The following is a 25586-nucleotide window of genomic DNA, read 5'->3' as shown; positions in this document are numbered from 1 at the left end:
AGCGCGAAATCACTCTCACGTTTCGCCTCCCGCGGCGCCGCGGCGGCCGAGACCGCGCGACGGATTATAGGCCAGCATCGCGCCGATCAGGAACGCCGCGGTAGAGCCACCGACCACCGCCAGCGAGATCCAGTTGATCTGGCCGTACAGCGCGAACCTAATCAGCTCGACCGCATGGGTGAACGGGTTGAACTGACACACATAGTAAAGCGCCGGGCTGCCTTCCAGCACCCGCCACAGCGGATACAGCGCTGATGAGGCGAAGAACATCGGGAAGATCACGAAGTTCATCACCCCGGCGAAATTCTCCAGCTGCTTGATGCCGGACGAAATCAGCATCCCAAGCGCGCCCAGCATCAGCCCGGTCAACGCCAGCGCCGGCAGCACCGTGAGATAGCCGATGTGCGGCGGCTCGATGTCCCAGAACCAGGCGATCGCGAGAAACGCATAGACCTGCAGGATCGACACCGCGGTGCCGGCCAGAAGCTTGCAGCTGAGCAGGTACCAGCGCGGCAACGGGCTGACCAACAAGGTCCGCATATTGCCCATCTCGCGGTCGTACACCATCGAGAGCGACGATTGCATGCCGTTGAACAGCTGGATCATCGCCATCAGTCCGGGGGTGATATAGACCTCGTAGAGAATGTAGGTCTCGTAGGGCGGGATGATGGAAATCCCCAACACCTGGCGAAAGCCGGCGGCGAAGATGAACAGCCACACCAAGGGCCGCACCAGCGCCGAGACGAAGCGCTCGCGCTGATGCAGAAAGCGCAAGGCCTCGCGCCAGACGATGCCGTTGAGGCAGATCAGATACTGCGCCGGGGTAAATCCGGTCGGCCGCTCGAGCGCGGGCGCACTCATGAAGCGCCTCCCAGATGGTCGGTGCCGGTGAGCTGCCGGAACGCGGCGTGCAGACCCTCCGTGCCGGTGTCGGTTGCGATCTTCGCGATGGCGCCGCGCGCCAGCACTTCGCCGTGATGCAGGATCACCAGATCGTCGGAAGCTTCGATCTCGTCGAACAGATGCGTTGTCCATAAGACGCTCACGCCGTCGTCGGTCACCAGCCGGCGGACGTGGCCGATGAGATCGGCTCTAGCCTTGACGTCGAGCCCGACGGTCGCTTCATCCAGCAGCAACAGCCGCGGCCGGTGCAGCAGAGCGCGGGCGATCTCCAGCCGGCGCATCTGTCCGCCGGAGAGATCGCGCACCTTGTTGCCGGCGCGATCGGCGAGGCCGATCCGCGTCAGCAGCTGGTCGGCGCGGCTGCGCGCCTCGCCGCGGCCGATGCCGTGCAGCGCGGCGTGATATTGCAGGTTCTGCATCACCGACAGGTCTAGATCGAGGGTGCGCGGCTGGAACACGACGCCGAGCTGCCGCAGCGCTTCTCCAGGCGCGCTGGCGATGTCGTCACCAAAAATGCTGATCCTCCCGGACTGCAGTCCGAACAGCCTGGTGATCAGCGCCACCAGCGTCGACTTGCCGGCGCCGTTGAGGCCGAGCAGTGCTGTGAAACTGGCCGGCTGCACGGCGAACGACACGTCATGCAGTGCGCGGCGGGCGCCATAACTGTACGAGACGCCCTCTATCGATAAGGCCGCGACCGCGGCGGAGCTGCGCGGCGCAGCGGCGCTGTCGATCCCGGCCCTGGGCAAATCGGCCACCGTCATTTCGGCGCAATCGTAATGCCCCAAGGCAATTCACCGACCTGGATGGTCTTGAAGACCTTTTGTGCGGCAACGTCGATCACCGAGACGTCGTTGGAGACGCCGTTGGTGACCAGCAGATACTTTTCGTCCGGGGTGAACGCCATGTGCCAGACCCGTTGCCCGACCAACAGATACTTCTTCACCTCGTGGGTCTTGGCGTCGACCACCGCGACGCGGTTGGCGGGTCCCAGCGCCACGAAGGCGGTGGCGCCGTCGGCCGTCATCGCGATGCCGACCGGCTGGATCGCCTCGCGCCGCATCCCCGGCACCGCGAAGCTGATCTTGCCGGTGACTTCCCGTTTGCCCGGATCGATCACCGAGACGGTGCCGCCGATTTCCGACGACACCCAGAGCTCGGAATTGTCGCGCTTGAATTCGGCGAAGCGCGGCCGCGAATCCACCAGCACATTGCCGACGATCTGCCGCGTCGCGGTGTCGATGAAATGCGCCATGTTGGTGGTCTCGGAGGTGTTGATCAGGATCTTGCCGTCCGGGCTGATCGCCATGCCCTCCGGCTCGACGCCGACCTGCACGTCGCCCGTGCGCACCCGCTTCTCCAGATCGATGATGGTGACGGTGTTGTCGTTCTCGTTGGCGACGTAGAGCGTCTTGCCGCTTTGGTCCTGCACGAACAGTTCCGGATCGGGGCCGGACGGCAGCTTGTCGACGATCTGGTGGGTGGCGGCGTCGATCAGCTCGATGGTGTCGTCATCGCCGACCGCGACCAGCACGAATCTGCCGTCGCGGGTGAATTCGATGCCGCGCGGCCGCTGCCCGACCTTGATGGTCGCGGTCACCGCCCATGTGTCGGTGTCGATCACCGAGACGGTGTTGCTCTTTTCGTTGGAGACATAGGCGACATAGGCAGAAGCGGGCGTCGAGACGACGAGTGAGAGGATGAAGGTTGCTGCGATTACGCCGCGGGTCATTGCGCGTTCGGTGACCCGATGACCGGCTTTAGCAATGGAATCGTGCCCCGGACGCAGCGCAGCGCGCCGCTGTTGCGGCGTGGTGCGCTGCAGAGCCGGGGCCGTTACGGACCGCAGCGCTTGGAACGGTCCCGGGTCTGCGGAGCAGCGCTTCGCGCTGCGCCGCGCCCGGGACACGAGCTTCGAAATGCGCGACTCGTTTCTCATCCGCCCCGTCCTCACTTCAACTTGCATTTGGTTTCCGGACGGTCGACGCCCAGCGTGTCGAGCTCGGAGAATTGGTGCAGGAATCCCTCCTGCGGCGACACCGACACCACCATGCGGCCGTCGACCAGCAGGATCGGCTGGCGCAACTGCCCGTTCCAGTCGCGCAGCGAGAGGCGCTGGCCCTTGAACGCGGCGATGGCGAAATCCGGCCCGTGCAGCACAGCGCGCAACGCCTTCGGCTCTGCGGAGTTGCCACGCGATGCCGCCTCGCCGATCATCCGCGCCGCGATCCAGGCCTGCATGTCGCGCGCGCTCATCCGCCGCGCATTCAGCTTCATGAAGCGGTTCTGCATCTGCACCGCGCCCCATTGGTCTTGCGCGGCGTCCCAACTCACCGGCTTGAGCCCGGCGGAGCCTGCCACCGGCCTCGGATCCCAGGTGCGATATGGCAGGTAGTTGGCGAACACCTCGCTCTCGTCGGCGGCGACCAGCACGTCGTAAGCGGGAGCGGATTGCGTGAACACCGGCATCTGCCGCTGGATCAGCGTCACGCCGCTGTCGGTACGCCGCGCGCCGCCGGTGTCCTCGAACACCCGCTCCTGCACGATCTTGGCGCCGAACCGGGTGGCGGCGCGGCGCAGCGCATCGCCGAACGCCTTGTCCTCGTCATGCGAGCCGACCACCAGCAGCCAGCGCTTCCATTGCTTCCAGACCAGATATTGCGCGAGGCCATCCGCCAGCATGCTGCGGGTCGGCGCGGTGTGCAGGACGTTGCCGCGGCAGTCCTGTTCGCGCAGCCGGTCGTCGATGGCGCCTGCGTTGAGCAGCATGACGCCGCGGTCGTGCACCGCGTCGGCAGCCTGCAGCAGATCGTCGGCGGCCAAATCCGTGATGATGAAGCCGGTGCCGCGATCGGCCAGCGCCACGGCCGCCTTGGCTGGGTCGTCGCCATCCTTCAGGCGGATGTCGTCGAGCGTGAAACGCTGGTTGAGGAACCGGCCGGTGGTATTGTTGTCTTCGATCGCCAGCCGCGCGCCGGCGAGGCCGTCGTCGGGTGCCGGCTGATCGAGCAGCGACAGCGTCGGCGTGCTCGCGGCGCGGCCGAGATAGCCGATCCGGATCTCGACCGGCTCCGCCGCCCGCGCCATGCCGCCGAGCGCACAGAGCAGCAGCGCGGCGGCCATCGCTCGGATCATGACGTCTCCCTGCTGGGCCGCTTCGTTGGGAACCGTTGAGCGACCTTGGAGCTTGAAGGATGGCTGAACCGGGCTACGTTGCAAGTGACAATTTGCCCGCGGGCCGAACACGGATCTCGCTGATGCGAAATGCTGGATGGCTGATCGCGCTGCTGTTGCTTGGGGCGCCGGCGCAGGCCGAGGACGCGCCCAAGGTCGCGGTGTTCGATTTCGAGCTGCTGGACACCAGCCTGCAGGGCGAGATCGAAGGCGCGCGCGCCGACGAACAGGCGCGGCTGATGCGCTCCGGCGATCAGCTGCGCAAGGGGCTGGCGGCCTCCGGCAAGTATCAGGTGCTGGATATCGCGCCGATCAATTCTGCGGCGCACGCGAAAAACCTGCAGGCCTGCGGCGGCTGCGACGTGCAGCTGGCGCAACAGCTCGGCGCCGACATCGCCATTACCGGCCAGGTGCAGAAGGTCTCCAACCTGATCCTCAATATGAACGTCTATCTGCGCAACACCCGGACCGGGCACCTGGTGACGGCGATGAGCGCGGATTTCCGCGGCAACACCGACGATTCCTGGGCCCGCGCGGTGAACTTCCTGCTGCGCAACCGGCTGCTGGCGCCGGACTACGGCCGCCCGCAGCCGCAATAGCCGCGGGCGACGTCGCGCTCAGTCCCAGCCCTCGCCCTGGAAGCCCGGATTGGCGTAGACGATGCCGCCGTCGACCGCGAGCGTAGCGCCGACCACGTAGTCGCCGGCGCGCGAGGCGAGATAGATCGCCGCCCCCGCCATGTCCTGGTCGCTGCCGATGCGGCCCGCCGGCACCCGGCTCGCCACCGCGTCGGCGTTGTCCCGCGCGGCCTTGTTCATGTCGGAGGAGAACGGCCCCGGCGCGATCGCGGTCACCACGACGTGGTCCTTGATCAGGCGCACCGCCATCCGCCGCGTCAGGTGGATCAGCCCGGCCTTGCTGGCGGCGTAGGGGTAGGTCTCCAGCGGATTGACGAAGATGCCGTCGATCGAGGCGATGTTGATCACCTTGCCGGGCCGCTCGGCGGTTGCGGCAACGCGCAGCGGCGCGTGCAAGGCCTTGGTGAGAAAGAACGGCGTCTTCAGGTTGAGGTCGACGACCTTGTCCCAGCCGCTTTCCGGAAATTCGTCGAAATCCGCACCCCAGGCGGCGCCGGCATTGTTGACCAGGATGTCGAGCTTGGGTTCGCGCTTGCCGAATTCGGCGGCCAGCAACTCGATGCCGGCCAGCGTGGAAATATCGATCGGCAGCGCGATGCACTCGCCGTCATATTGCGCGGTGAGTTCTTGCGCGGTGGCTTCACAGGGTCCGGCTTTTCGCGCGGTGATGTAGACGCGCGCCGCGCCTTGGGCGAGGAAGCCCGCGGCGATCATCTTGCCGATGCCGCGCGAACCGCCGGTGATCAGCGCCACGCGGCCGTGCAGCGAAAACAGATCCTTGAACATGCATCCTCCGGTTTATTTTGCCGGAGGTTTGCGGTGCCGCGCCGCCGCTGTCAAGGAACGGCGGTGAGAGTGTTCGGCGTTGTGAATGCAGTGGTGCAACATTGGCAGCGAACTCCCTCTCCCATGGGGAGAGGGTTGGGGTGAGGGGGTACGGTCTATCGAGAGGGCGTAACCCCTCACCCGGCGCTACGCGCCGACCTCTCCCAATGGGAGAGGTGAACTCGGCGTCGTCTTTCGAACTTTAGAGCTGCAGCGGTCGCGCCGACGGCGCGCTACTTCGCGTAGAGTCCTGCATACGTCTCGCGCAAAATATTCTTTTGCACCTTGCCCATGGTATTGCGCGGCAGGTCATCGACGAAGATCACCCGCTTCGGCATCTTGAATTTGGCGAGCTGGCCCTCCAGCGCGGTGAGGATGCCGGCCTCGTCGACGCTTGAGCCCTTGTCGCGCACCACCAATGCGGTGACGCCCTCGCCGAAATCGGCGTGCGGCACGCCGATCACCGCGGATTCCACCACGCCGGCGAGCGCGTCGATCTCGCACTCGACTTCCTTCGGATAGACGTTGAAGCCGCCGGTGATCACCAGATCCTTGCCGCGGCCGAGGATATGGACATAGCCGTCGGCGTCGATCTTGCCGAGGTCGCCGGTGATGAAGTAACCGTCGTCGCGGAATTCGGATCGGGTCTTCTCCGGCATCCGCCAATAGCCCTTGAACACGTTGCGGCCCCTGACCTCGATCATGCCGATTTCGCCGCGCGGCAATTCAGCGCCGCTCTCCGGATCGACCACCCGGGCGTCGACGCCGGGCAGCGCCGGGCCGACCGAGCCCGGCAGCCGCGCGCCGTCATAGGGATTCGAAGTGTTCATGTTGGTCTCGGTCATGCCGTAGCGCTCCAGCACGGCGTGGCCGGTGCGCGCCGCCCATTCGCGATGGGTGTCGGCCAACAGCGGCGCGGAGCCGGAGATGAACAGCCGCATGTTGCGCGCGGCGTCCTTGGTCAATCTCTCGCTCTGCAGCAGCCGGGTGTAGAACGTCGGCACCCCCATCAGCACGGTGGCGCGGCTCATCAGCTCGATGATCCGCTCGGCATCGAGCTTCGGCAGGAAGATCATCGCGGCGCGGGCGAACAACGTGACGTTGCTGGCCACGAACAGGCCGTGGGTGTGATAGATCGGCAGCGCGTGGATCAGCACGTCGCGCTCGGTGAAGCGCCAGTAATCCACCAGCGTCTTCGAATTCGACGCCAGATTGTCGTGGCTCAGCATCGCCCCCTTGGAGCGCCCGGTGGTGCCGGAGGTGTAGAGGATCGCGGCGAGATCGTCGCCGTCGCGCTTGACGGTCTCGAACGTGGGCGAGGCGGCGGCTGCGGCCTCGGTCAGCGAGCCCTGGCCGTCGGCGCCGAGCGTCTCCACGCCGGCGCCGACCTTGGCGGCGATCGCCGCGATGCCGTCGCGCTTGGCCGGATCGCACACCACCAGCTTCGGCTCGGCGTCGGTGATGAAATACTCCAACTCGTGCAGCGTATAGGCGGTGTTGAGCGGCAGATAGACCGCGCCGGCGCGCACCGTGGCGAGGTAGAGCACCAACGCTTCAACCGACTTTTCGGTTTGCGCCGCAACGCGGTCGCCGGCCTTGACGCCGCGCGCCACCAGCACGTTCGCCACCCGCCCGGCGCGCGCGACCAACTCGCCATAGCCGATCCGTCCGCCGTCCCCGGTTTCAATCGCGAGCCGGTCCGGATCATCGAGGCCGTCGAACAGCTGGGCAAACAGATTGGCGTTCATGAGGGATCCTGGAATGCTTCAGGCAATTGGTAGGGGCGGGCGAAGGGCGATCGCGCGAGATGATGGCGGTGATAGCAAGAACGCGCGCGGCAAGGCAACGGAGACGTTGGGCGACGAGGCGGGCCTGCTCGAGCCGGGGACGTTGGGCGCCAGCTTTGAATCGCCGACGCGGCCACAGCGGCAGCGCGCTCCCCTCCCCTTGCGTGGAGGGGAGTCCAGCGCTCGTTGTTCCGTCGATGCGACCGCCACGTGACATCGCGCGATTAGTTTCAGCCTGCGGCAAAAAAGAACTTTCTGAAACTGACCGAAACTGCACGCGTAACTCGGCCAGCGACGACGTAAAGCTCCACGCGAACGAGCGGCGTGGTCGTGCTGCCCCTTCAATCATGCCTGCGGAACTCCGCCGGTCAGTCGAATTCAAAACGGGAGAAACACATGTCCAAGCGCATTGCCTTGCTGTCCGCCGCGGCTTTCGGCGCCCTTGCCCTCGCCACCAGCGTCATCGCGCCCGCCAGCGCCGAAGACAAGAAGATGATGAAGAGCGAAATGAGCGGCGAGAAGACCGTGATGGTCGGCGGCGCCGCCATGTTCCCGTCGAAGAACATCGTGCAGAACGCGGTCAATTCCAAGGATCACACCACGCTGGTCGCCGCGGTGAAGGCCGCCGGCCTGGTCGAGACGTTGGAGAGTAAGGGACCGTTCACCGTGTTCGCGCCGACCAATGCGGCGTTCGCCAAGCTGCCCGCCGGCACCGTCGACACGCTGGTGAAGCCGGAGAACAAGGCGGCGCTGACCAAGATCCTTACCTATCACGTGGTGCCGGGCAAGCTCGAGGCCGCCGATCTCACCGACGGCAAGAAGCTCACCACGGTGGAAGGCGAAGTGCTGACCGTGAAGGCGGCCGGCGGCAAGGTGATGCTGACCGATGCCAAGGGCGGCAGCTCGACGGTGACGATCGCCAACGTCAACCAGTCGAACGGCGTGATCCACGTCGTCGACACCGTGCTGATGCCCGCGTCGTAACGCCACAAGGGTCCCACCGCATCCCGATGTCGTCCCCCGCGGGATGCGGTGTGCGCTCCTGAAACAGGATGCGCCAGCGAGCCGGGGCAACCCGGCTCGCTGTTTCGTGATTGCGCCATGCTGGCAATGTGAAATTGTTGGTGTAAGCCGCGTAACGAACGGCTTGGCGGCGCGTAAGGCCTGTATGAGCCCTCGCGATGGGATGAGACGATGTCGAGCATCACGGTCAGCGACGACAAGGCGATAACCGGCAAGGCGATCCAGCCGGCCTGGGTGCGGCTGCTGCATTGGATCAACGCCGCGGCGGTGATCATGATGATCCTATCGGGCTGGCAGATCTACAACGCCTCGCCGCTGTTCGGCTTCACCTTCTCGCGCAGCATTACGCTGGGCGGCTGGCTCGGCGGCGCGCTGCAGTGGCATTTCGCGGCGATGTGGTTGCTGATGGTCAACGGCGCGATCTACCTGGCGCTCGGCCTCGCCACCGGGCGCTTCCGCAACAAGCTGTTGCCGATCACGCCGTCCGGCGTGCTCGCCGACACCAGGGCGGCGCTGACCGGCCGGCTGTCGCACGCCGATCTCACCACCTACAATTATGTGCAGCGGCTGCTCTATGCCGGCATCATCGCGGTCGGCATCGTCATCGTGCTGTCCGGGCTGTCGATCTGGAAGCCGGTGCAATTGCAGTATCTCACCGCGCTGTTCGGCGGCTACGACGTCGCGCGCTACGTGCATTTTGCCGCGATGGCGGCGATCTGCGGCTTCCTGGTGATTCATGTCGCGCTGTCGCTGCTGGTGCCGAAGGCGCTGCGCGCGATGATCATCGGACGTTGAGTTGAAGATCGTAATGAAGAGCCGTCATTGCGAGCGTAGCGAAGCAATCCAGGGCTCCGGGTGCGGGGCTGCTGGATTGCTTCGTCGCTTCGCTCCTCGCAATGACAGCGCGCTGAGGAGACCACCATGCGCCGCTTGAAATCCCTGCTGATCCCCGGCGTCGACAAGACGCTGCTGGTGCGCGACGCGGCGAAGCTGCTGCCGGAGCCGTCGCGGCGCCGCTTCATCGCCGGCGGCGCCAGCCTCGGCGCGCTGACGCTGCTGACCGGCTGCGACGTCTCGGATTCGTTCTCCGCCGAATCGATGCTGACGCAGATCTCCAAATTCAACGACGCGGTGCAGGCGAAGATCTTCAATCCGAACGTGCTGGCGCCGACCTACACCGAGCGCGACATCAAGCGGCCGTTCCCGTTCAACGCGTTCTACAGCGAGGACGAGGCCCCCGACATCGACGGCGAGGCCTGGAAGCTCGAGGTCTCTGGCCTGGTCGACAACAAGAAATCCTGGACGCTGGCCGAGCTGCATCAACTGCCCGAGGTCAAGCAGATCACCCGCCACATCTGTGTGGAGGGCTGGAGCGCGATCGGCTCGTGGTCCGGCACGCCTTTGCGCGATTTCCTGAAATTGATCGGCGCCGACACCAGCGCGAAGTGGGTGCACTTCCGCTGCGCGGAGGATTACGCGAGTTCGCTCGACATGCCGACCGCGCTGCATCCGCAGACCCAGATGACCTTCAAGTTCGACGACAAGATCCTGCCGCGCGCCTACGGCTATCCGATGAAGATCCGGGTGCCGACCAAGCTCGGCTTCAAGAACCCGAAATACGTCGTCGCGATGGACGTCACCAACGACTACAAGGGCGGCTATTGGGAAGACCAGGGCTACAATGATTTCAGCGGCAGCTAAATCCTCATGGTGAGGAGCGCGCTTGCGCGCGTCTCGAACCATGAGGGGGTCCACGCCGCCGCCGACGACGACCAGACCGATCCCACCGGCAATGCCGGCGGCCGCATCGCCTGCGGCGTGGTGGAGTAGCGCCCGCTTTATGAGTGCGGGTTGATGCATCCGACCAACATCAGGCGGTCATTCCGGGGCGCGAGGGCGACAGCCCGAGCGAACCCGGAATCCTGCCGCGGGATGTGTAGCGCCGCGGTCGTTGCGAGATTCCGGGTTGCCTCGCCGCTCACGCGGCTCGTGCCCCGGAATGACAGCCTTTGGGTCATGACACTCTTCGGGTGAAGCGCATCTTGCTCCCTCACCCCACCGGGCGCTGCAGCGCCGCCAGCAGCGCGCCGAGCGCAAGTGCGGCGGCGGAGACGTTGAGCGCGGCGCCGAGACTGCCGGTGGCGTCGGTGATCGCCCCGGTGGCGATCGGGCCGATGATCTGGCCGATCCCGAACGCGATGGTCATCGCGGCGATCGCGCTCGGCCAGGCCTGCGGCGGATAGTTGAAGCGCACGAAAGCGGTGGTCGTGGTCACCACGGCGAAGAACGCCACCCCGAACACCGCGGCCGACAGCGCCAGCATCCAGGGCGACGACGACAGTAGCGGCAGCGCCGCGCCGAGCCCGTTGACGCCCATCACGATCGCCAGGCTGACCCCGCTCTTGCCGCGCGCGATCAGCCGCCGCCACAGCCAGGGCGAGGCGAAGGCGCTGGCGCCGATCAGGCACCAGAAGCCGCTCTGCGCCGCAGCGCCGCCGCCGGCATCGCGCACATAGGCGATCATGAAGGTCATGTAGGCGATGTAGCCGGCGCCGAACAGAAAGTAGCTGGTCAGGTAGATCGCCACCGGGCCGACCGCGAAGCGTGCCGGCTTGGCCTCGGAGCGCGCCGCCTGCGCCGCGATCGGCCGCAGCAGCAGCGGCAGGCTCAGCACGGCCGCGACCAGGGTCAGCGCCAGCCACACCACCCACCACGAGCCCGGCCCGAGCAGCCCCAGCAGCAGCGGCGCCAGGAGGCCCGACAGCACGATGCCGAGCCCCGGCCCGGCATAGAACAGGCTGAGCAGCAGGCTGGAGCGCTCCGGCACGGTCTGCGCCACGGTGGCTGCCAGCGCGCCGCCCGCCACGAAGGAGACCGCGGCACCGAACCCCGCCAGCAGCCGCGAAAGCCCCAGCAGCGCGAAGTTTCCGGACAGTCCGCACACCAGCAGCGAGGCGACGCAGGCCAGCGTGCCGCCCTGCACCACCCGGAACAGCCCGAACCGCTTCACCAGCAAGGCCGCGACCAGCGCGCCGCCGAGATAGCCCGCGGCATTGACGGTATTCATGAATCCGGCGGCGGAATACGACCAGCCCAGCGCGTCGCGCATGTCCGGCAGCACCAGCGAATAGGCGAAACGGGCGAGGCCGAGGCTGATGGTCGGCGACAGCGCCAGCATCAGGATGAGCCGTGTCGGGTGCGGCTGCGCCGGCGTGCGATCGATCAGGGGCAAGCGTTTCTCCGTCGCCTTTTGCCCTTTCTTGCAGGGTTCGGCGCCGCAGCGCAACGGCCGGCGGCGGGAACGGTGTCTTGCCAATCGCGCAACGCCGTTTTAGCACTCCGCCGCATTCATTCACTCGTCATGCCCGGCCGCGTCGGGCATCCCGCGCCTTCTTCACAACGAGCAGGCCGATTTGGATGGCCGGGACCGCCCCGGCCATGACGCATCTTGAGGAATTGACCATGGCGACCCACAAACTGCTGCTTCTTCCCGGCGACGGCATCGGCACCGAAGTGATGGCGGAGGTGAAGCGGCTGATCGACTGGCTCAATGCCCAGGGCATCGCGCATTTCGAGACCGAAGACGGTCTGGTCGGCGGCGCTTCTTACGACGCCGACAAGGTGGCGATCACCGACGCCACCATGGCCAAGGCGCACGCCTCCGACGCGGTGATCTTCGGCGCGGTCGGCGGATCGAAGTGGAGCGCGGTGCCCTACGAGGCGCGCCCGGAAGCCGGCCTGTTGCGGCTGCGCAAGGACCTCGGGCTGTTCGCCAATCTGCGTCCGGCGGTGTGCTACCCGGCGCTGGCGGATTCCTCGAGCCTGAAGCGCGAGGTGGTCGAAGGCCTCGACATCATGATCGTGCGCGAACTCACCGGCGGGGTGTATTTCGGCGAGCCGAAGACCATCACCGACCTCGGAAATGGCCAGAAGCGCGCCGTCGATACCCAGGTGTACGACAGCTACGAGATCGACCGCATCGCCCGCGTCGCCTTCGACCTGGCGCGCAAGCGCGGCAACAAGGTGACGTCGATGGAAAAGCACAACGTCATGAAGTCCGGCGTGTTGTGGAAAGAGGTGGTCACCGAGGTCCACGCCAAGGACTACAAGGACGTCCAGCTCGAGCATCAGCTGGCGGATTCCGGCGGCATGAACCTGGTGAAATGGCCGAAGCAGTTCGACGTCATCGTCACCGACAATCTGTTCGGCGACATCCTCAGCGACATCGCCGCGATGCTGACCGGCTCGCTCGGCATGCTGCCGTCGGCCTCGCTCGGCGCGGTCGACGCCAAGACCGGCAAGCGCAAGTCGATGTACGAGCCGGTGCACGGATCCGCCCCCGACATCGCCGGCAAGGGCCTGGCCAATCCGGTGGCGATGCTGGCCTCGTTCGGCATGGCGCTGCGCTATTCGCTCGATATGGGCGAATTGGCCGACAAGCTCGACGCCGCGATCGCAGCGGTCTTGGCCAAGGGCCTGCGCACCGCCGACATCAAGTCGGAAGGCGCCACGGTGATCTCCACTTCGCAGATGGGCGAAGCGGTGCTGAAGGAAATGCAGGCGCTGCACGCCTAAGCGCGGCGGCGCGGCTGTGGCAGGATCGGCGCGCGCTCCAGTGGGTCCCGTGTCCCGGACGCGGTGCAGCGCGAAGCGCTGCTCCGCAGAGCCGGGACCGTACCAGATGCTGCCGTCGTAACGGCCCCGGCTTAGCAGCGCACCACGCCGCAAGAGCGGCGCGCTGCGCTGCATCCGGGGCACAGGCCATTTCGATCATGCTCCAACAAAAATGCCCGGCGCGAGCCGGGCATTTTGGTATCGGTTCGATCGATCGCGCCGAACGGCAGCGAATCAGTACAGCGGGAAGCGCTCCGGGTAACCGCCGAGATCGGAGGCCGGGTTGAGCGGCTGGCGGTCCAGCGGGCGGTTGAGGTTCTCCATGCCGAACGAGCGGCCGGGCGGGAAGGCGTAATCGGAGAACTTGCGGTCGCCGGGCAGCACTTCGGTGCCGGCGTCGAGCCAGGAGCGCTTGGTAACGTAGATCCGCGTCCGCGGCCCGGCCTGGTAGGACGAATTCGGTCCGCGCGGCCCGTAGGCGGTGCTGGAGCGATCGTAATACTTGCGTTTCGCCGCATTGGCGTCGGAGCTGGTGAGGCCGATTGCGACAACGGCGACCGCCGCGAGAAGCACCGTGAGTTTCCTCGCGGCAGGGAATTTCAAGGTCATCATGTCCTCATGGCAGTCAGGCAGGTAGGGCATTGTCCGATTCAATCGCATTTTAGCTGCCCGGAGCATCGCGCCACAAGCTCAATCGGGACACAGTGCCGGACAATAATGCCTGCTGACGCAAAATGTTGCACGGCGTCGCGGGAAGGTCCCGGCGCCGCCCGCTCACAGGCTGCCCCGCAGCCGCGGGTTCTGCAGCCCCATCACCCAATCGGCCGTGGCCGGTCCGGACGGCGCGCCGCAACTGCCGCGGCGCAATTCGGCGCGGGCGAACAATTCGGCGAGCGTCGGATCGCCGCCGGCGCTGAGCAGCACCAGCCGGTTCAGCAGGCAAGAGATCCCGGCGCGCCGCGCAGGCTGCGTCTCGCCCTGGCACGACCAGCCGGAGATCCGCAGGCTGGGCTGCGCGATGGTCTTCAGAAAGCCGAGGCAGGCGCGGGGCTGCCCTGCGTCGTCGTCGCGGACCGCAAACAGCGCCACCGCGCCGAATTTGCTGTCGATCAGCCCGGCGGCTTCCAACGGCCGGAGGCCATTCGGGTCGATCCGCGCCGCGAGCTCGGCCGCGGGCGGCAAGCCCTGGCTCGCTTCGGTGCCGGGCCGATAGATTTCCAGCTCGGCGATCGGCGCTTCGCCCGGCGCAGCCCAGCGCAGGACGTCCTTGCGGCCGCCATCGGGGTGCCGCAGGACTTCATAAGTCTCTGTTTTGCCGGATGAATCGAACTGGCTGACGGCGAAGGCCGGATGCGACCGGGTGGCGGCGACAAAGCCCGGCTTGGCGGCGGGGGCGGACTCCTCGCCAAGCAGCGTTGCGGCAAACGGCTGCGCGGCGTGAAACACGATCACCGTGACCAGCGCCAAGGCGGCCAGATAGGCCAGCCCGTGCAGCAAGGTGGCGCGGCAGTCGTCGGCAAAGCTGCGCAGCGCCGGGTGGATCCGGGGCGGATCCATGGCGGCGCGGACGGCCGAAATCGTTCGCATCGAGGGGCTCTGGTAGGGTAGTAGGAGGGACTTTATTTGTGTCGGCGGCGTTTCTCGCATAGAAGCGCTGCCGCTTCCCTTCCGCGGATGGCGGCGGCGAAGCCTTTTTCTTCGGAGAGTCAACGATGGGTTACAAAGTCGCGGTGGTCGGGGCGACCGGCAATGTCGGGCGGGAAATGCTCAACATTCTGGACGAACGCAAATTCCCTGCTGACGAGGTGGTGGCGCTGGCGTCGCGCCGCAGCATGGGCGTCGAAGTGTCCTACGGCGACAAGACTCTCAAGGTGAAAGCGCTGGAGAACTACGACTTCTCGGACGTCGATATCTGCCTGATGTCGGCCGGCGGAGCGGTGTCGAAGGAATGGTCGCCGAAGATCGGCGCGCAGGGCGTCGTGGTGATCGACAATTCCTCGACTTGGCGGATGGATCCCGACGTGCCGCTGGTGGTGCCGGAAGTCAACGCCGATGCGGTCGCGGGCTTCGGCAAGAAGAACATCATCGCCAACCCGAACTGCTCGACCGCGCAGCTCGTCGTGGCGTTGAAGCCGCTGCACGATCACGCGGTGATCAAGCGCGTCGTGGTGTCGACCTATCAGTCGGTATCCGGCGCCGGCAAGGATGCGATGGACGAATTGTTCTCGCAGACCAAAGCGGTGTTCACCGTCGAGGAAGTCCACTCCAAGAAGTTTCCGAAGCGGATCGCCTTCAACGTCATCCCGGAGATCGACGTGTTCATGGAAGATGGCTTCACCAAGGAAGAGTGGAAGATGATGATGGAGACCAAGAAGATTCTTGATCCCAAAATCAAGCTGGTGGCGACCTGCGTGCGGGTGCCGGTGTTCGTCGGCCACTCCGAATCCGTCAACATCGAGTTCGAGAACCCGATTTCGGCCGACGAGGCCCGCAACATCCTGCGCACCGCGCCGGGCTGCCTGGTGATCGACAAGCACGAGCCCGGCGGCTACGTCACGCCCTATGAGGCGGCCGGCGAAGACGCCACCTACATCAGCCGGATCCGCGAGGATGCGACGGTGGAGAACGGTCTGGTGCTGTGGTGCGTGTCCGACAATCTTCGCAAGGGTGCTGCGCTGAACGCGATCCAGATCGCCGAATGCCTGATCAACCGCAAGCTGATCACCGCGAAGAAGAAAGCGGCGTAAACCTGTAGGGTGGGCAAAGGCGTCCTTGCGCCGTGCCCACCTGACTGACGTACGGTCGGTGGGCACGCTTCGCTTTGCCCATCCTACTACTACTTAACGGGGCCGTTACGGAACGCGGTATTTGCGACGGTCCCGGTTCTGCGCAGCCGCGCTAAGGCGCGGCTCCGCGCCCGGGACACGAGGCCTCGCTCGGTGCATGTTTTGATGAAGCTTCGGGGGCTATGATGACGGACCAGCCATCAAAACACCGCACCAATCCTGTCGAGCGGGGGCTGGAAGCCGTGCTGTTCAACAGCCGCTGGCTGATGGCGCCGTTCTATCTCGGGCTGGTGATCAGCCTGGCGGTGCTGTTGTACAAATTCGGCCTGCTGCTGTGGGAGTTCATCCTGCACGCGCCGGCGGCCAAGGAATCCGACATCATCCTCGGGGTGCTTTCGCTGATCGACGTGTCCTTGACCGGCAACCTGATCCTGATCGTGGTATTTTCCGGCTACGAGAACTTCGTCTCGCGGATCGATCCCGGCAAGCATCCGGATTGGCCGGAATGGATGACCAAGGTCGACTTCGCAGGCTTGAAGCAGAAATTGCTGGCTTCGATCGTGGCGATCTCGGCGATCCAGGTGTTGAAGGCGTTCATGAATATCGACGCTTCATTCGACGCCCAGAAGCTCGGCTGGCTGGTCGGCGTGCATCTGGTGTTCGTGATCACCACGGTCCTTCTTGCGCTGTCCGACCGCTGGGGCGGCGATCACGGTAGCGCGGACAAGTCCAGGCACTGACAAGCCGCGCACTGATCAGTCGGCGACGCCGGCGGCCTGGCGCAGTTCATCGATCAGTTTCGACGCCTCGGCCTTGCTGAGCTTGTCGCTGAACGCCTCCGGCCGTTTGGCCTGCTCGCTCAAGGTTTTCAGATAGGACGCCTGGGCGCCGGTCATCGGATCGTCGCCGGAGACCCATTCGTCGGGGTCCTTCTCGGTGTTGGAGCCGGGATTGGTTTTGGGATCGCTGTCGAGTTTGCTCATCACCGCCTCCGTCGCGATGTAACGCGACGGTTCTCGATCCGTTCCCGTCCCCGATCAGCCGAGCGCGAGCTCGCTGGCGGCGTGAAACTTGCCGGTCGCGGGGTCGAGCACGGCGAGCGAGCCTTCGGCGACGCCGAAATAGGCGCCGTGGATCTGCAGCTTGCCGCGGCCGACCAGGATCTCGACGCAGGGGAAGGTCATCAGGTTCTCCAGGCTGCGTTTCACCGCGGCCTTTTCCAGCCGGGTGATGAACTCCTGCATGGTTTCCTGGTCGCGCGGCTCGACGGTCTCGGCCGCGCGCGCGAACATCGCCATCCACTTGCCGATGAAATCGCCGGGCGACAGCGGCGCGGTCTTGTCGACGAAGGCGCGGATGCCGCCGCATTGCGCGTGGCCGAGCACCACGATGTGCTTCACCCGCAACACCTGCACGGCGTATTCCAGCGCCGCGGAGACGCCGTGCACCGCGCCGTCCGGCGCATAGACCGGCACCAGATTGGCGATGTTGCGCAGCACGAACAATTCGCCGGGGCCGGCGTCGAAGATCACCTCGGGCGAGACCCGGGAATCGCAGCAGCCGATCACCATCACTTCCGGCGCCTGGCCGCGCTGGGACAGTTCTCGATAGCGCGCTTGCTCGGTCGGCAGCCGTTGCGTGGTGAAGTTCTGGTAGCCTTGCAGCAGATGTTGCGGAAACGATGCCATCGGTGCGCGCCTCGCGAGATCCCGCCCGGGATAACCATAGGATGCGTTCCGGAACAAGCCTTTCGGCGCGCCGCGCGAAATGTTATCGGCTGCGAAATGTGCAACCGAGGGTGAGTCCATGATCCGTCCGCGTCGCAGCCTGCTGTTCATGCCGGGGTCGAACGCCCGGGCGCTGGAGAAGGCCCGGCTGCTGCATGCCGACGGCATCATCCTCGACCTCGAGGATTCGGTGGCGCCGGACGCCAAGGCCACGGCGCGGGCGCAGATCGCCCAAGCGGTCGCCGACCGCGGCTACGGCAAGCGCGAGGTGCTGATCCGGATCAACAGCCTGGACTCGCCGTGGTGGGTCGACGACCTCACCATGGCGGGCAAGGCCAGGCCGGACGGCGTGCTAGTGCCGAAAGTGTCGAGCGTCGCCGATCTCACCGCGATCGCCGACCGGCTGACCGACATCGGCGCCGACATCTCCATCAAGGTCTGGATCATGATCGAGACCGCGCGCGGCGTGCTGCATGCCGAGGGGCTGGCGGCGGCGTCGCAGGATTCCGAGATGCGGCTGGCCGGCTTCGTGTTCGGGCCGAACGATATTTCGCGGGAGACCGGCATCCGCATGCTGCCGGGCCGTGCCGCGATGCTGCCGATGATGACGCATTGCGTGCTGGCGGCGCGCGCCCACGGGCTGTCGATTCTCGACGGCCCCTACAGCGACATCGGCAATATCGAGGGCTTCGCGCACGAATGCGCGCAGGCGCGCGATCTCGGCTTCGACGGCAAGACGCTGATCCATCCGGCGCAGATCGAGGCCTGCAACGCCGCCTTCACGCCGCCGGCCGAGGACGTGGCTTATGCCCGCAAGGTGATCGCCGCGTTCGCGCAGCCGGAGAACGCCGGCCGCGGCGCGATCCAGCTCGACGGCCGGATGGTGGAGCGGCTGCACGCCGAAATGGCGCAAAAAACCATCGCGATCGCCGATGCGATTGCGGCGATGGGGCGGTAGGCCAAGCCTACGACCCGCTCGACGTGAGGAAGGTGCAACATGGCGACTGAACTGAAGCCGATCCGCACCGAGGCGGATTATCAGAACGCGCTGGTCGAAGTCGAGCAGCTTTGGGGCGCCAAGAGTGGGACGCCCAAAGGCGACCGGCTCGACGTGCTGGCGACGCTGATCGACGCTTACGAGGCCCGGCAGTATCCGATGGACCCACCCGACCCGATCGAGGCGATTCAATTTCGCATGGAGCAGCAGGGCCTCAGCCGCAAGGATCTCGAGCCGTTGATCGGGACCCGCGCCCGCGTCGCCGAGGTGATGAATCGCCGGCGCAGCCTGTCAATCGAGATGATACGCCGGCTGCATGAGCACCTCGGCATCTCCGCGGAGGTGCTGATCCGCCCGACCCGCGGCGACGAGGCGGCGTGAGACGGTCCGACCTGTGATGGCGTGGCGGCATCGGCAGCGCGCGTCCCTCGCCCGCTTGCGGGGAGAGGGTGGCTCGAATGCGCGTAGCGCGTTCGAGTCGGGTGAGGGGGCGTCTCGGTTGAACTCAGGCGCCCCCTCACCCGATTTTCCCGCGCCAAAGCGCGTGAAAGTCGACCTCTCCCCGCAAAGAAGGGAGAGGTAAAGAGGCGCGCGTCCAACCTACGCCCAGGCGCGTTCGGTCTTCGCCTTGTCCTCGTAAGCGTCGATCGAGGCTTTCTTTTCCAAGGTCAGCCCGATGTCGTCGAGGCCGTTCATCAGGCAGTGCTTGCGGAACGGGTCGATCTCGAATTTCACCGTGCCGCCGTCCGGGCCGCGGATTTCCTGCTTGCCGAGGTCGACGGTGACGGTGGCGTTCGAGCCGCGCTCGGCGTCGTCGAACAGCTTGTCCAAATCCTCTTGCGAGACGCGGATCGGCAGCACGCCGTTCTTGAAGCAGTTGTTGTAGAAAATATCGCCGAACGAGGTCGAGATCACGCAGCGGATGCCGAAATCCAAGAGCGCCCAGGGCGCGTGCTCGCGGCTCGAGCCGCAGCCAAAATTGTCGCCGGCGACCAGGATCTTGGCGTTGCGATAAGCCGGCTTGTTGAGCACGAAATCGACGTTCTCGCTGCCGTCGTCATTGTAGCGCTGCTCGGAGAACAGCCCCTTGCCGAGCCCGGTGCGCTTGATGGTTTTCAGATACTGCTTGGGGATGATCATGTCGGTATCGACATTGATGATCTTCAGCGGCGCGGCAACGCCTTCCAGCGTGGTGAACTTGTCCATGTCGATACATCCCTGAATGAAGCCAAGAGTTTAGCCCGATCGCGCGACGGCTCCAAGGGCAATTTCCGCGGGGCCGTGTGCACCTGCTGCGAGGCTCAATCCGCGACTTCGGCCTCGATGGCTTCCATGTCGTCGTCCGACAGCCCGAAATGGTGGCCGATCTCGTGCACCAGCACGTGGCGGACGATATGGCCGAGGCTCTCGTCGTGCTCGGCCCAGTAATCCAGGATCGGCCGGCGGTACAGCCAGATCATGTTCGGCAGCCGGGCGATGTCGTCCTGGCTCTGCTGCGGCAGCCCGACGCCCTGGAACAGGCCGAGCAGGTCGAACTCGCTCTCCGCCTGCATCTCTTCCAGCACCTCGTCGGCGGGGAAATCCTCGACGCGGATGATCACGCCGTCGCAGAGGTCGCGAAACCCCTTCGGCAGCTGGCCGAACATCTCGTGCGCCATCGCTTCCATCTCGGCCAGCGACGGCGATTTTGCCAACGACCACATCCGCCTCTCTTAGAAGATCGGAACCGTTTCCGCAAAGCGCGATCGCGGCGCCCGGTTGACGCCGGCGCGGCAATCGGAGAGCGTAGCGGCGGGGTTTCTTTCGATGCGGGAGCGGGGAATGAGGGACAGAACCATCGCGATCGGGCTCGCGCTGTTGGCGATCGGCCTCGGCGCGCCGCAACTCGCAGCTGCGCAGAGCGGTTCAGCCGTGCAGCAGGCGCAGACACTCGCGCCGGCCGCATCCGACCTCTCGGCGCAGCGCCGCGTCACCCGCCGGCCGCCGACCCGGCTGCGGGTCTATCCGATCTACCGGCCGGGGGCCTACGGGGTGTATCCGCGCTACAACCCCGGCCCCAATGCGGTGCGCGACTGCACCGCGACCTATGTGGAGGAATTCCGGCCGAGCGGCACGGTGATCACGCCGCGGATGAATTGCTTCTGGCGGCGCGGCTGACGAATGGGGGTTGCGATGAGGAATTGGCTCGGAGCCGTGATCGTTGCAATCCTGCTGGCACCTGGCGCGCCGGCGCTGGCTGCATCCGAAACCGGCCCTGGGGCGGAAGTGGCGCGCAGGCCCGACGCGGTTTCCGCCACCGATGTCAGCGCCCGTCGCCCAGCGCGCCGCCACGTCCGCCATCACCGCCACCTGCGGCGCGCGGTGACGTCGCCGACCTACTACGCGCGCCCGACATACTACCGGCCGCACGGCATCGCGCCGTTCTTCCCGTTTGGGCTCGGCTACGGCCTGGAACCATCCTGGTAACAAGTCGGTCCAGCACATGCAGGCGACCCATGCGTGTGCTGCGAGGCGATCGGGCGGTTGTCTACTGGTGAGCACCCGCTGAAACGAAACAGGCGCCCGATGGGCGCCTGAATTTGTTTTAGGTCTCGGCAGCGTTGTTTGGCCTGGCGTAGTTAGCGCCAGTCGCGGATGTCGACGAAGTGCCCGGCGATCGCCGCCGCCGCCGCCATCGCCGGCGACACCAGATGGGTGCGGCCCTTGAAGCCCTGACGGCCTTCGAAGTTGCGGTTCGAGGTCGAGGCGCAGCGCTCTTCCGGCGAAAGCTTGTCGGGGTTCATGGCCAGGCACATCGAGCAGCCCGGCTCGCGCCATTCGAAGCCCGCCGCAATGAAGATCTTGTCGAGGCCTTCGGCTTCGGCCTGTTCCTTCACCAGCCCGGAGCCCGGCACGATGATGGCGTTGACGTTGCCGTTGACGGTCTTGCCTTCGGCGACTTTCGCCGCGGCGCGCAGATCCTCGATCCGGCCGTTGGTGCAGGAGCCGATGAACATGCGATCGATCTTGATGTCGGTGATCTTGGTGCCGGCAGTGAGCCCCATATAGGCCAGCGCGCGCTCCTTGGAGAGCCGCTTGGCCTCGTCGGCGATGTCGGCCGGGTTCGGCACGTAGCCCGAGATCGACACCACGTCCTCAGGGCTGGTGCCCCAGGTCACGATCGGCGGCAATGCTGCGGCATCGAGCCGGAGCTCGTGATCGAAATGCGCGCCTTCGTCGGAGCGCAGCGTGTCCCAATAGCGCATCGCGGCGTCCCAATCGGCGCCGGTCGGCGCCATCGGGCGGCCCTTCAAGTAAGCATAGGCCTTCTCGTCGGGCGCGATCAGGCCGGCTCTAGCGCCGCCTTCGATCGACATGTTGCACACCGTCATGCGGCCTTCCATCGACAGCGCGCGGATCGCATCGCCGGCGTATTCCAGCACGTAGCCGGTGCCGCCCGCGGTGCCGATTTCGCCGATGATGGCGAGGATGATGTCCTTGGCGGTGACGCCGGCCGGCAATGCGCCGTCGACGGTGACGCGCATGTTCTTGGCCTTCTTCTGGATCAGCGTCTGGGTCGCCAGCACGTGCTCGACTTCCGAGGTGCCGATGCCGTGCGCCAAAGCGCCGAACGCGCCATGGGTCGAGGTGTGGCTGTCACCACAGACGATGGTGGTGCCGGGCAGCGTAAAACCCTGCTCCGGGCCGATGACGTGAACCACGCCCTGGCGCTTGTCGAATTCGTTGTAGTAGGTGACGCCGAATTCGCGGGCGTTCTCGGCCAAGGCGGCGATCTGATCGGCGCTTTCCGGATCCGGGTTGGGCTTGGAGCGATCGGTGGTCGGCACGTTGTGATCGACCACCGCCAGCGTCTTCTCCGGCGCGTGCACCTTGCGGCCGGCGGTGCGCAGCCCCTCGAACGCCTGCGGGCTGGTCACTTCGTGCACCAGGTGGCGATCGATGTAGAGCAGGCAGGTGCCGTCGTCGGCCTCGTGCACCAGGTGGTCGTTCCAGATCTTGTCGTACAGCGTGGTCGGGCCGGCGGATTTTGAATCGGTCATGAGATTTCAACCTTGTCGAAACGGAAAGAGAGCAACGGCGAGCGGACGCGAGGCGTCGTCGGCTCAAGCCGTAAGCGCAGCCGTGGTCAGCCGGCCGAAGAACCGCCAGGGCAGGCGGCTGCGGTCGTCGAGCACGATACGTGCTGCCAGCGGACGGATTGGAAACATTCCACTCATATAGCACGATGCGGCGATGGGACAACGGTTCGACTGCGCTGCGCCGCGCGGTTCCAACGAGCCCGTGCCCCGGACGCAGTGCAACACGTCGCGTAGCGGCGTGGTGCGCTGCAGATCCGGGGCCGTTACGGACACAGCCTTCGTCACGGTCCCGGCTCGCGGCGCGGCGCTGCGCGCCACACCGCGTCCGGGACACGGATGTCTGCTGTCGCAACGAAAAAAGCGCGGGCAAACCCCGCGCTTTTCGTCTGAATTGGATTTGACGAGAAGCTTACTCGGCAGCGCCGGCAACGACCTTGGCCGGGCGTTCGGTCTTCTTCTCGACGATGCGGGCGGATTTGCCGCGCAGGTCGCGCAGGTAATACAGCTTGGCGCGACGCACCTTGCCGCGGCGCACCACCTTGATCGAGTCGATCATCGGGGACAGCAGCGGGAACACGCGCTCGACGCCCTCGCCGTAGGAAATCTTGCGCACGGTGAAGCTCTCGTTGATGCCGCCGCCGGAGCGGCCGATGCAGACGCCTTCATAGGCCTGCACGCGGGAGCGCTCGCCTTCGATCACCTTGACGTTGACGATCACGGTATCGCCGGGACCGAACTCCGGAATCACCTTGCCGGCGGACAATTTGTCGAACTGCTCTTTTTCGAGCTCTTGAATGAGATTCATTGCAATTCTCCATCGGCGGCGCGCCCAGCCATCCCGGCGCGGGCTGCGCGACTATCTAGTTATCCTGCCAGTGCGCGGATTTGGCGGTGCTATACGGCAAAGACGAAGCTTTGTCACCCGTCCGTCGTGCTTTTTGGCGGTTTTTGGCGATTCGGTTGCGGCCGCGTGGCGAACAGGTCCGGCCGTCGGGCGCGCGTGAGCTTTTCCGCCTCGGCGCGCCGCCAAGCCGCAACTTTGGCATGATCGCCGCTGGTTAATATTTCCGGAATCGGCCGATCTTCGAACAATTGCGGCCTGGTGTATTGCGGATATTCCAACAGCCCGTCGGAAAAGCTCTCCTCCAGCGCCGAGCCCTGCTTGCCCATCACCCCGGGCAGCAGCCGGACGCAGGCATCGAGCAGCGCCAATGCGGCGATCTCGCCGCCGGACAGCACGTAATCGCCGATCGAGACTTCTTCCAGCCCGCGGGCGTCGATCACCCGCTGGTCGATGCCCTCGAAGCGGCCGCAGACGATCAGCGGCCCGGGCCCGGCCGCGAGTTCCGCGACTTTCGCCTGGGTCAGGGGGCGGCCGCGCGGGCTCATCACGAGGCGCGGGCGGGTTTCGCCGGCGTCAGCCGCATCGATCGCCGCCGCCAGCACGTCGGCGCGCAGCACCATGCCGGGGCCGCCGCCGGCCGGGGTGTCGTCGACGCTGCGATGCTTGTCGGTCGCGGAATCGCGGATGTCGCAGACTTCCAGCGCCCACAGCCCGGACGCCAGCGCGCGGCCGGCCAGGCTGACGCCGAGCGGGCCGGGAAACATCTCGGGAAACAGCGTCAGCACGGTGGCGCGCCAAGGGGTCGGTTCAAAGCTCATGGCTTTCCTTGGCGCGCCGGACCCGCGCCGTCAAATCGGACGATGAGTGAATTCGGAATGGAGCGCCGCGCCCCGGACGCGATGCAATACGCAGTATTGCGTCGCGAGCCGGGGCCGTTACGGACGGCAGCATCTGGAACGGTCCCGGGTCTGCGGAGCAGCGCTACGCGCCCGGGACACGGGAAGCTCGAAGATGGGCTGATCGACGTCAGAACCGCTTCAAATATCCGCCTGCGCCGGGTCGTCGCCTTCGATCTCGGCGGGCAGTTCGATCACCACGCGGCCGGCAGCGATGTCGACGGTCGGCACCACCGCATTGGTGAATGGCAATAGCAGCGTCGGGCCTTGCAGTGGCGCGATCTCGATGATGTCGCCGGCGCCGAAATTATGGATCGCCAGCACCTTGCCGATCGGCTCGTCGGCGGCATTGACGGCGGCCAGCCCGATCAGATCGGCGTGGTAGTACTCGCCCTCCTCGGGCGGCGGCAATTGGTCGCGATCGATGTAGAGTTCGATGCCGTTCAGCCGTTCGGCGTCCTCGCGGCTGACGACGCCCTGCAGCGTCGCCACCAGATGGCCCTTGGCTTCGCGCGCGGTTTCCACTTCGAAGCTGCGCTTGCCGTCCTTGGTGGAGAGCGGACCATAATCGAGCACGGCCAACGGATCGGCGGTGAACGGCCACAGCTTGACCGCGCCGCGCACGCCATGCGGCGCGCCGATCCTGGCGACGCAGATTTTCTCCGCCGGCATCAGCGCGCATTCCCCGAGACGCGGGCAACGCCGCGCGCGGCTATCGGCATCCTCTCCGCGTCATGGCCGGGCTTGTCCCGGCCATCCACGAAGAGACATCGAAAGCTTCGCCTGTGGGCGTGGATGGCCGGGACGAGCCCGGCCATGACGGTGTGCGCCAACGACCTGCTGACCTCATGCCGAGCCGCACGGCATAAGCCGCGCGCGGCAAAGCATGAGGCGATCAGCACGCGCTTACTTCTTGGCGGCGGCTTCAGCGGCGGCCTTGCGCTCCTTGCGGGGCACGGCCTTTTCCGGGTTGTTGCGGGCTTCGCGCTTCTTGACGCCGGCGGCGTCGAGGAAGCGGGCGACGCGATCCGACGGCTGCGCGCCCTTCTCGACCCAGGCCTTGACCTTGTCGATGTCGAGCTTCAGGCGGGCTTCGCTATCCTTCGGCAGCAGCGGATTGAAATGGCCGAGCCGCTCGATGAAGCGACCGTCACGGGGGAAGCGCGAGTCGGCGACGACGACGTGATAGACCGGGCGCTTCTTGGTGCCGGCGCGGGCGAGGCGGATAACGACTGACATGATGTCTCCTTTGAGGTGTCTCGTACGTGTTTCGAAAAATTAGTGAACGGTGGA

30 protein-coding genes are annotated in these 25586 nt (G+C 65.9%); 12 read left to right on the top strand and 18 right to left on the bottom strand.

Features of this window, described 5'->3' with window-relative positions:
* Positions 1 to 15 precede the first annotated feature (15 nt).
* From HNR60_RS01615 to HNR60_RS01600, 4 genes are all read right to left on the bottom strand, one after another.
* The gene (locus HNR60_RS01615) at positions 16 to 861 is read right to left on the bottom strand and encodes an ABC transporter permease (protein WP_184253535.1); all 846 of its coding nucleotides are present in this window, start codon (positions 859 to 861) and stop codon (positions 16 to 18) included.
* A complete protein-coding gene (locus HNR60_RS01610) occupies positions 858 to 1667 on the bottom strand; it encodes an ABC transporter ATP-binding protein (protein WP_184253533.1) in 810 nt (269 codons plus the stop codon). The genes HNR60_RS01615 and HNR60_RS01610 overlap by 4 nt, the downstream gene beginning before the upstream one ends.
* On the bottom strand, positions 1664 to 2635 hold the full coding sequence (locus HNR60_RS01605; RefSeq protein ID WP_184253531.1) for a YVTN family beta-propeller repeat protein: 972 nt from the start codon (positions 2633 to 2635) through the stop codon (positions 1664 to 1666). The genes HNR60_RS01610 and HNR60_RS01605 overlap by 4 nt, the downstream gene beginning before the upstream one ends.
* Positions 2636 to 2853: 218 nt before the next feature.
* A complete protein-coding gene (locus HNR60_RS01600) occupies positions 2854 to 4038 on the bottom strand; it encodes an ABC transporter substrate-binding protein (protein WP_184253529.1) in 1185 nt (394 codons plus the stop codon).
* A 122-nt stretch (positions 4039 to 4160) separates the two neighbouring features.
* Between HNR60_RS01600 and HNR60_RS01595 the strand changes: the two genes are divergently transcribed.
* Positions 4161 to 4676 (top strand): DUF3280 domain-containing protein, encoded by a 516-nt coding sequence (locus HNR60_RS01595; protein WP_184253527.1) that lies wholly within the window; start codon positions 4161 to 4163, stop codon positions 4674 to 4676.
* A gap of 18 nt (positions 4677 to 4694) precedes the next feature.
* Here HNR60_RS01595 and HNR60_RS01590 read toward each other — a convergent pair whose 3' ends face one another.
* A complete protein-coding gene (locus HNR60_RS01590; RefSeq protein ID WP_184253525.1) occupies positions 4695 to 5501 on the bottom strand; it encodes an SDR family oxidoreductase in 807 nt (268 codons plus the stop codon).
* A 272-nt stretch (positions 5502 to 5773) separates the two neighbouring features.
* Positions 5774 to 7288, bottom strand: coding sequence for a malonate--CoA ligase (locus tag HNR60_RS01585; protein ID WP_184253523.1), 1515 nt, complete (start codon positions 7286 to 7288; stop codon positions 5774 to 5776).
* Positions 7289 to 7723: 435 nt separating this feature from the next.
* On the opposite strand from HNR60_RS01585, the gene HNR60_RS01580 reads away from it, so the two are divergent.
* The 4 genes from HNR60_RS01580 (at position 7724) to HNR60_RS01565 (ending at position 10180) form a co-directional block, all read left to right on the top strand.
* Positions 7724 to 8311: a fasciclin domain-containing protein gene (locus tag HNR60_RS01580; protein ID WP_184253521.1), complete on the top strand. Its 588-nt coding sequence runs from the start codon at positions 7724 to 7726 to the stop codon at positions 8309 to 8311.
* Positions 8312 to 8521: 210 nt separating this feature from the next.
* Positions 8522 to 9145 carry a cytochrome b/b6 domain-containing protein gene (locus HNR60_RS01575; protein WP_184253519.1) on the top strand — a complete coding sequence of 208 codons (624 nt, stop codon included), beginning with the start codon at positions 8522 to 8524 and terminating at the stop codon, positions 9143 to 9145.
* A gap of 126 nt (positions 9146 to 9271) precedes the next feature.
* Entirely contained in the window at positions 9272 to 10051 is a 780-nt protein-coding gene (locus tag HNR60_RS01570) for a molybdopterin-dependent oxidoreductase (protein ID WP_184253516.1), read from the top strand.
* A gap of 6 nt (positions 10052 to 10057) precedes the next feature.
* Positions 10058 to 10180: a superoxide dismutase family protein gene (locus HNR60_RS01565; protein ID WP_246432767.1), complete on the top strand. Its 123-nt coding sequence runs from the start codon at positions 10058 to 10060 to the stop codon at positions 10178 to 10180.
* A 220-nt stretch (positions 10181 to 10400) separates the two neighbouring features.
* Here the strand turns inward: HNR60_RS01565 and HNR60_RS01560 are convergent, their stop codons facing one another.
* Positions 10401 to 11582, bottom strand: a complete 1182-nt coding sequence (locus tag HNR60_RS01560; protein ID WP_184253514.1) for a YbfB/YjiJ family MFS transporter — start codon at positions 11580 to 11582, stop codon at positions 10401 to 10403.
* Between the two features lie 230 nt (positions 11583 to 11812).
* On the opposite strand from HNR60_RS01560, the gene leuB reads away from it, so the two are divergent.
* Positions 11813 to 12925: a 3-isopropylmalate dehydrogenase gene (gene leuB, locus HNR60_RS01555; RefSeq protein ID WP_184253512.1), complete on the top strand. Its 1113-nt coding sequence runs from the start codon at positions 11813 to 11815 to the stop codon at positions 12923 to 12925.
* 273 nt (positions 12926 to 13198) lie between these two features.
* Here the strand turns inward: leuB and HNR60_RS01550 are convergent, their stop codons facing one another.
* Both HNR60_RS01550 and HNR60_RS01545 read right to left on the bottom strand, forming a co-directional pair.
* Positions 13199 to 13573, bottom strand: a complete 375-nt coding sequence (locus HNR60_RS01550) for a hypothetical protein (RefSeq protein WP_184253678.1) — start codon at positions 13571 to 13573, stop codon at positions 13199 to 13201.
* A 165-nt stretch (positions 13574 to 13738) separates the two neighbouring features.
* Positions 13739 to 14551, bottom strand: a complete 813-nt coding sequence (locus HNR60_RS01545; protein ID WP_184253510.1) for a hypothetical protein — start codon at positions 14549 to 14551, stop codon at positions 13739 to 13741.
* A gap of 125 nt (positions 14552 to 14676) precedes the next feature.
* Here HNR60_RS01545 and HNR60_RS01540 point away from each other — a divergent pair, with 125 nt between their 5' ends.
* Both HNR60_RS01540 and HNR60_RS01535 read left to right on the top strand, forming a co-directional pair.
* Positions 14677 to 15711, top strand: a complete 1035-nt coding sequence (locus HNR60_RS01540) for an aspartate-semialdehyde dehydrogenase (protein WP_184253508.1) — start codon at positions 14677 to 14679, stop codon at positions 15709 to 15711.
* Positions 15712 to 15935: 224 nt separating this feature from the next.
* Positions 15936 to 16490 (top strand): TIGR00645 family protein, encoded by a 555-nt coding sequence (locus tag HNR60_RS01535; RefSeq protein WP_184253499.1) that lies wholly within the window; start codon positions 15936 to 15938, stop codon positions 16488 to 16490.
* 15 nt (positions 16491 to 16505) lie between these two features.
* On the opposite strand, the gene HNR60_RS01530 is transcribed toward HNR60_RS01535, so the two are convergent.
* Positions 16506 to 16733, bottom strand: coding sequence for a DUF3072 domain-containing protein (locus HNR60_RS01530; RefSeq protein WP_184253497.1), 228 nt, complete (start codon positions 16731 to 16733; stop codon positions 16506 to 16508).
* A gap of 54 nt (positions 16734 to 16787) precedes the next feature.
* Entirely contained in the window at positions 16788 to 17438 is a 651-nt protein-coding gene (locus HNR60_RS01525; RefSeq protein WP_184253495.1) for a carbonic anhydrase, read from the bottom strand.
* Between the two features lie 118 nt (positions 17439 to 17556).
* Here HNR60_RS01525 and HNR60_RS01520 point away from each other — a divergent pair, with 118 nt between their 5' ends.
* Both HNR60_RS01520 and HNR60_RS01515 read left to right on the top strand, forming a co-directional pair.
* Positions 17557 to 18435, top strand: a complete 879-nt coding sequence (locus HNR60_RS01520; protein ID WP_184253493.1) for an HpcH/HpaI aldolase/citrate lyase family protein — start codon at positions 17557 to 17559, stop codon at positions 18433 to 18435.
* A 39-nt stretch (positions 18436 to 18474) separates the two neighbouring features.
* On the top strand, positions 18475 to 18855 hold the full coding sequence (locus tag HNR60_RS01515; protein ID WP_184253491.1) for a helix-turn-helix domain-containing protein: 381 nt from the start codon (positions 18475 to 18477) through the stop codon (positions 18853 to 18855).
* 219 nt (positions 18856 to 19074) lie between these two features.
* Here the strand turns inward: HNR60_RS01515 and leuD are convergent, their stop codons facing one another.
* Together leuD and HNR60_RS01505 are read right to left on the bottom strand one after the other, a co-directional pair.
* Positions 19075 to 19680 (bottom strand): 3-isopropylmalate dehydratase small subunit, encoded by a 606-nt coding sequence (gene leuD, locus HNR60_RS01510; RefSeq protein WP_184253489.1) that lies wholly within the window; start codon positions 19678 to 19680, stop codon positions 19075 to 19077.
* A 95-nt stretch (positions 19681 to 19775) separates the two neighbouring features.
* Complete coding sequence (locus HNR60_RS01505; RefSeq protein WP_184253487.1) at positions 19776 to 20177, bottom strand: metallopeptidase family protein; 402 nt, start codon at positions 20175 to 20177, stop codon at positions 19776 to 19778.
* Positions 20178 to 20295: 118 nt separating this feature from the next.
* Between HNR60_RS01505 and HNR60_RS01500 the strand changes: the two genes are divergently transcribed.
* Together HNR60_RS01500 and HNR60_RS01495 are read left to right on the top strand one after the other, a co-directional pair.
* Positions 20296 to 20631, top strand: a complete 336-nt coding sequence (locus tag HNR60_RS01500) for a hypothetical protein (RefSeq protein WP_246432766.1) — start codon at positions 20296 to 20298, stop codon at positions 20629 to 20631.
* A gap of 36 nt (positions 20632 to 20667) precedes the next feature.
* Positions 20668 to 20940, top strand: coding sequence for a hypothetical protein (locus HNR60_RS01495; RefSeq protein ID WP_347339289.1), 273 nt, complete (start codon positions 20668 to 20670; stop codon positions 20938 to 20940).
* 152 nt (positions 20941 to 21092) lie between these two features.
* Here HNR60_RS01495 and leuC read toward each other — a convergent pair whose 3' ends face one another.
* From leuC to rpsP, 5 genes are all read right to left on the bottom strand, one after another.
* Entirely contained in the window at positions 21093 to 22514 is a 1422-nt protein-coding gene (leuC, locus tag HNR60_RS01490; protein ID WP_184253481.1) for a 3-isopropylmalate dehydratase large subunit, read from the bottom strand.
* 448 nt (positions 22515 to 22962) lie between these two features.
* Positions 22963 to 23358: a 50S ribosomal protein L19 gene (gene rplS / locus HNR60_RS01485; protein ID WP_184253479.1), complete on the bottom strand. Its 396-nt coding sequence runs from the start codon at positions 23356 to 23358 to the stop codon at positions 22963 to 22965.
* 113 nt (positions 23359 to 23471) lie between these two features.
* Positions 23472 to 24215: a tRNA (guanosine(37)-N1)-methyltransferase TrmD gene (gene trmD / locus HNR60_RS01480; RefSeq protein WP_184253477.1), complete on the bottom strand. Its 744-nt coding sequence runs from the start codon at positions 24213 to 24215 to the stop codon at positions 23472 to 23474.
* Positions 24216 to 24434: 219 nt separating this feature from the next.
* Positions 24435 to 24965 (bottom strand): ribosome maturation factor RimM, encoded by a 531-nt coding sequence (gene rimM, locus HNR60_RS01475; protein WP_184253475.1) that lies wholly within the window; start codon positions 24963 to 24965, stop codon positions 24435 to 24437.
* 234 nt (positions 24966 to 25199) lie between these two features.
* Complete coding sequence (gene rpsP / locus HNR60_RS01470) at positions 25200 to 25532, bottom strand: 30S ribosomal protein S16 (protein WP_184253473.1); 333 nt, start codon at positions 25530 to 25532, stop codon at positions 25200 to 25202.
* Positions 25533 to 25586 lie beyond the last annotated feature (54 nt).

The sequence above is a fragment of the Rhodopseudomonas rhenobacensis genome (assembly GCF_014203125.1).
GTDB classification, from domain to species: domain Bacteria; phylum Pseudomonadota; class Alphaproteobacteria; order Rhizobiales; family Xanthobacteraceae; genus Rhodopseudomonas_A; species Rhodopseudomonas_A rhenobacensis.
Note: the sequence above shows the minus strand (reverse complement) of the source record. Positions and strands in the feature narration are given on the sequence as shown.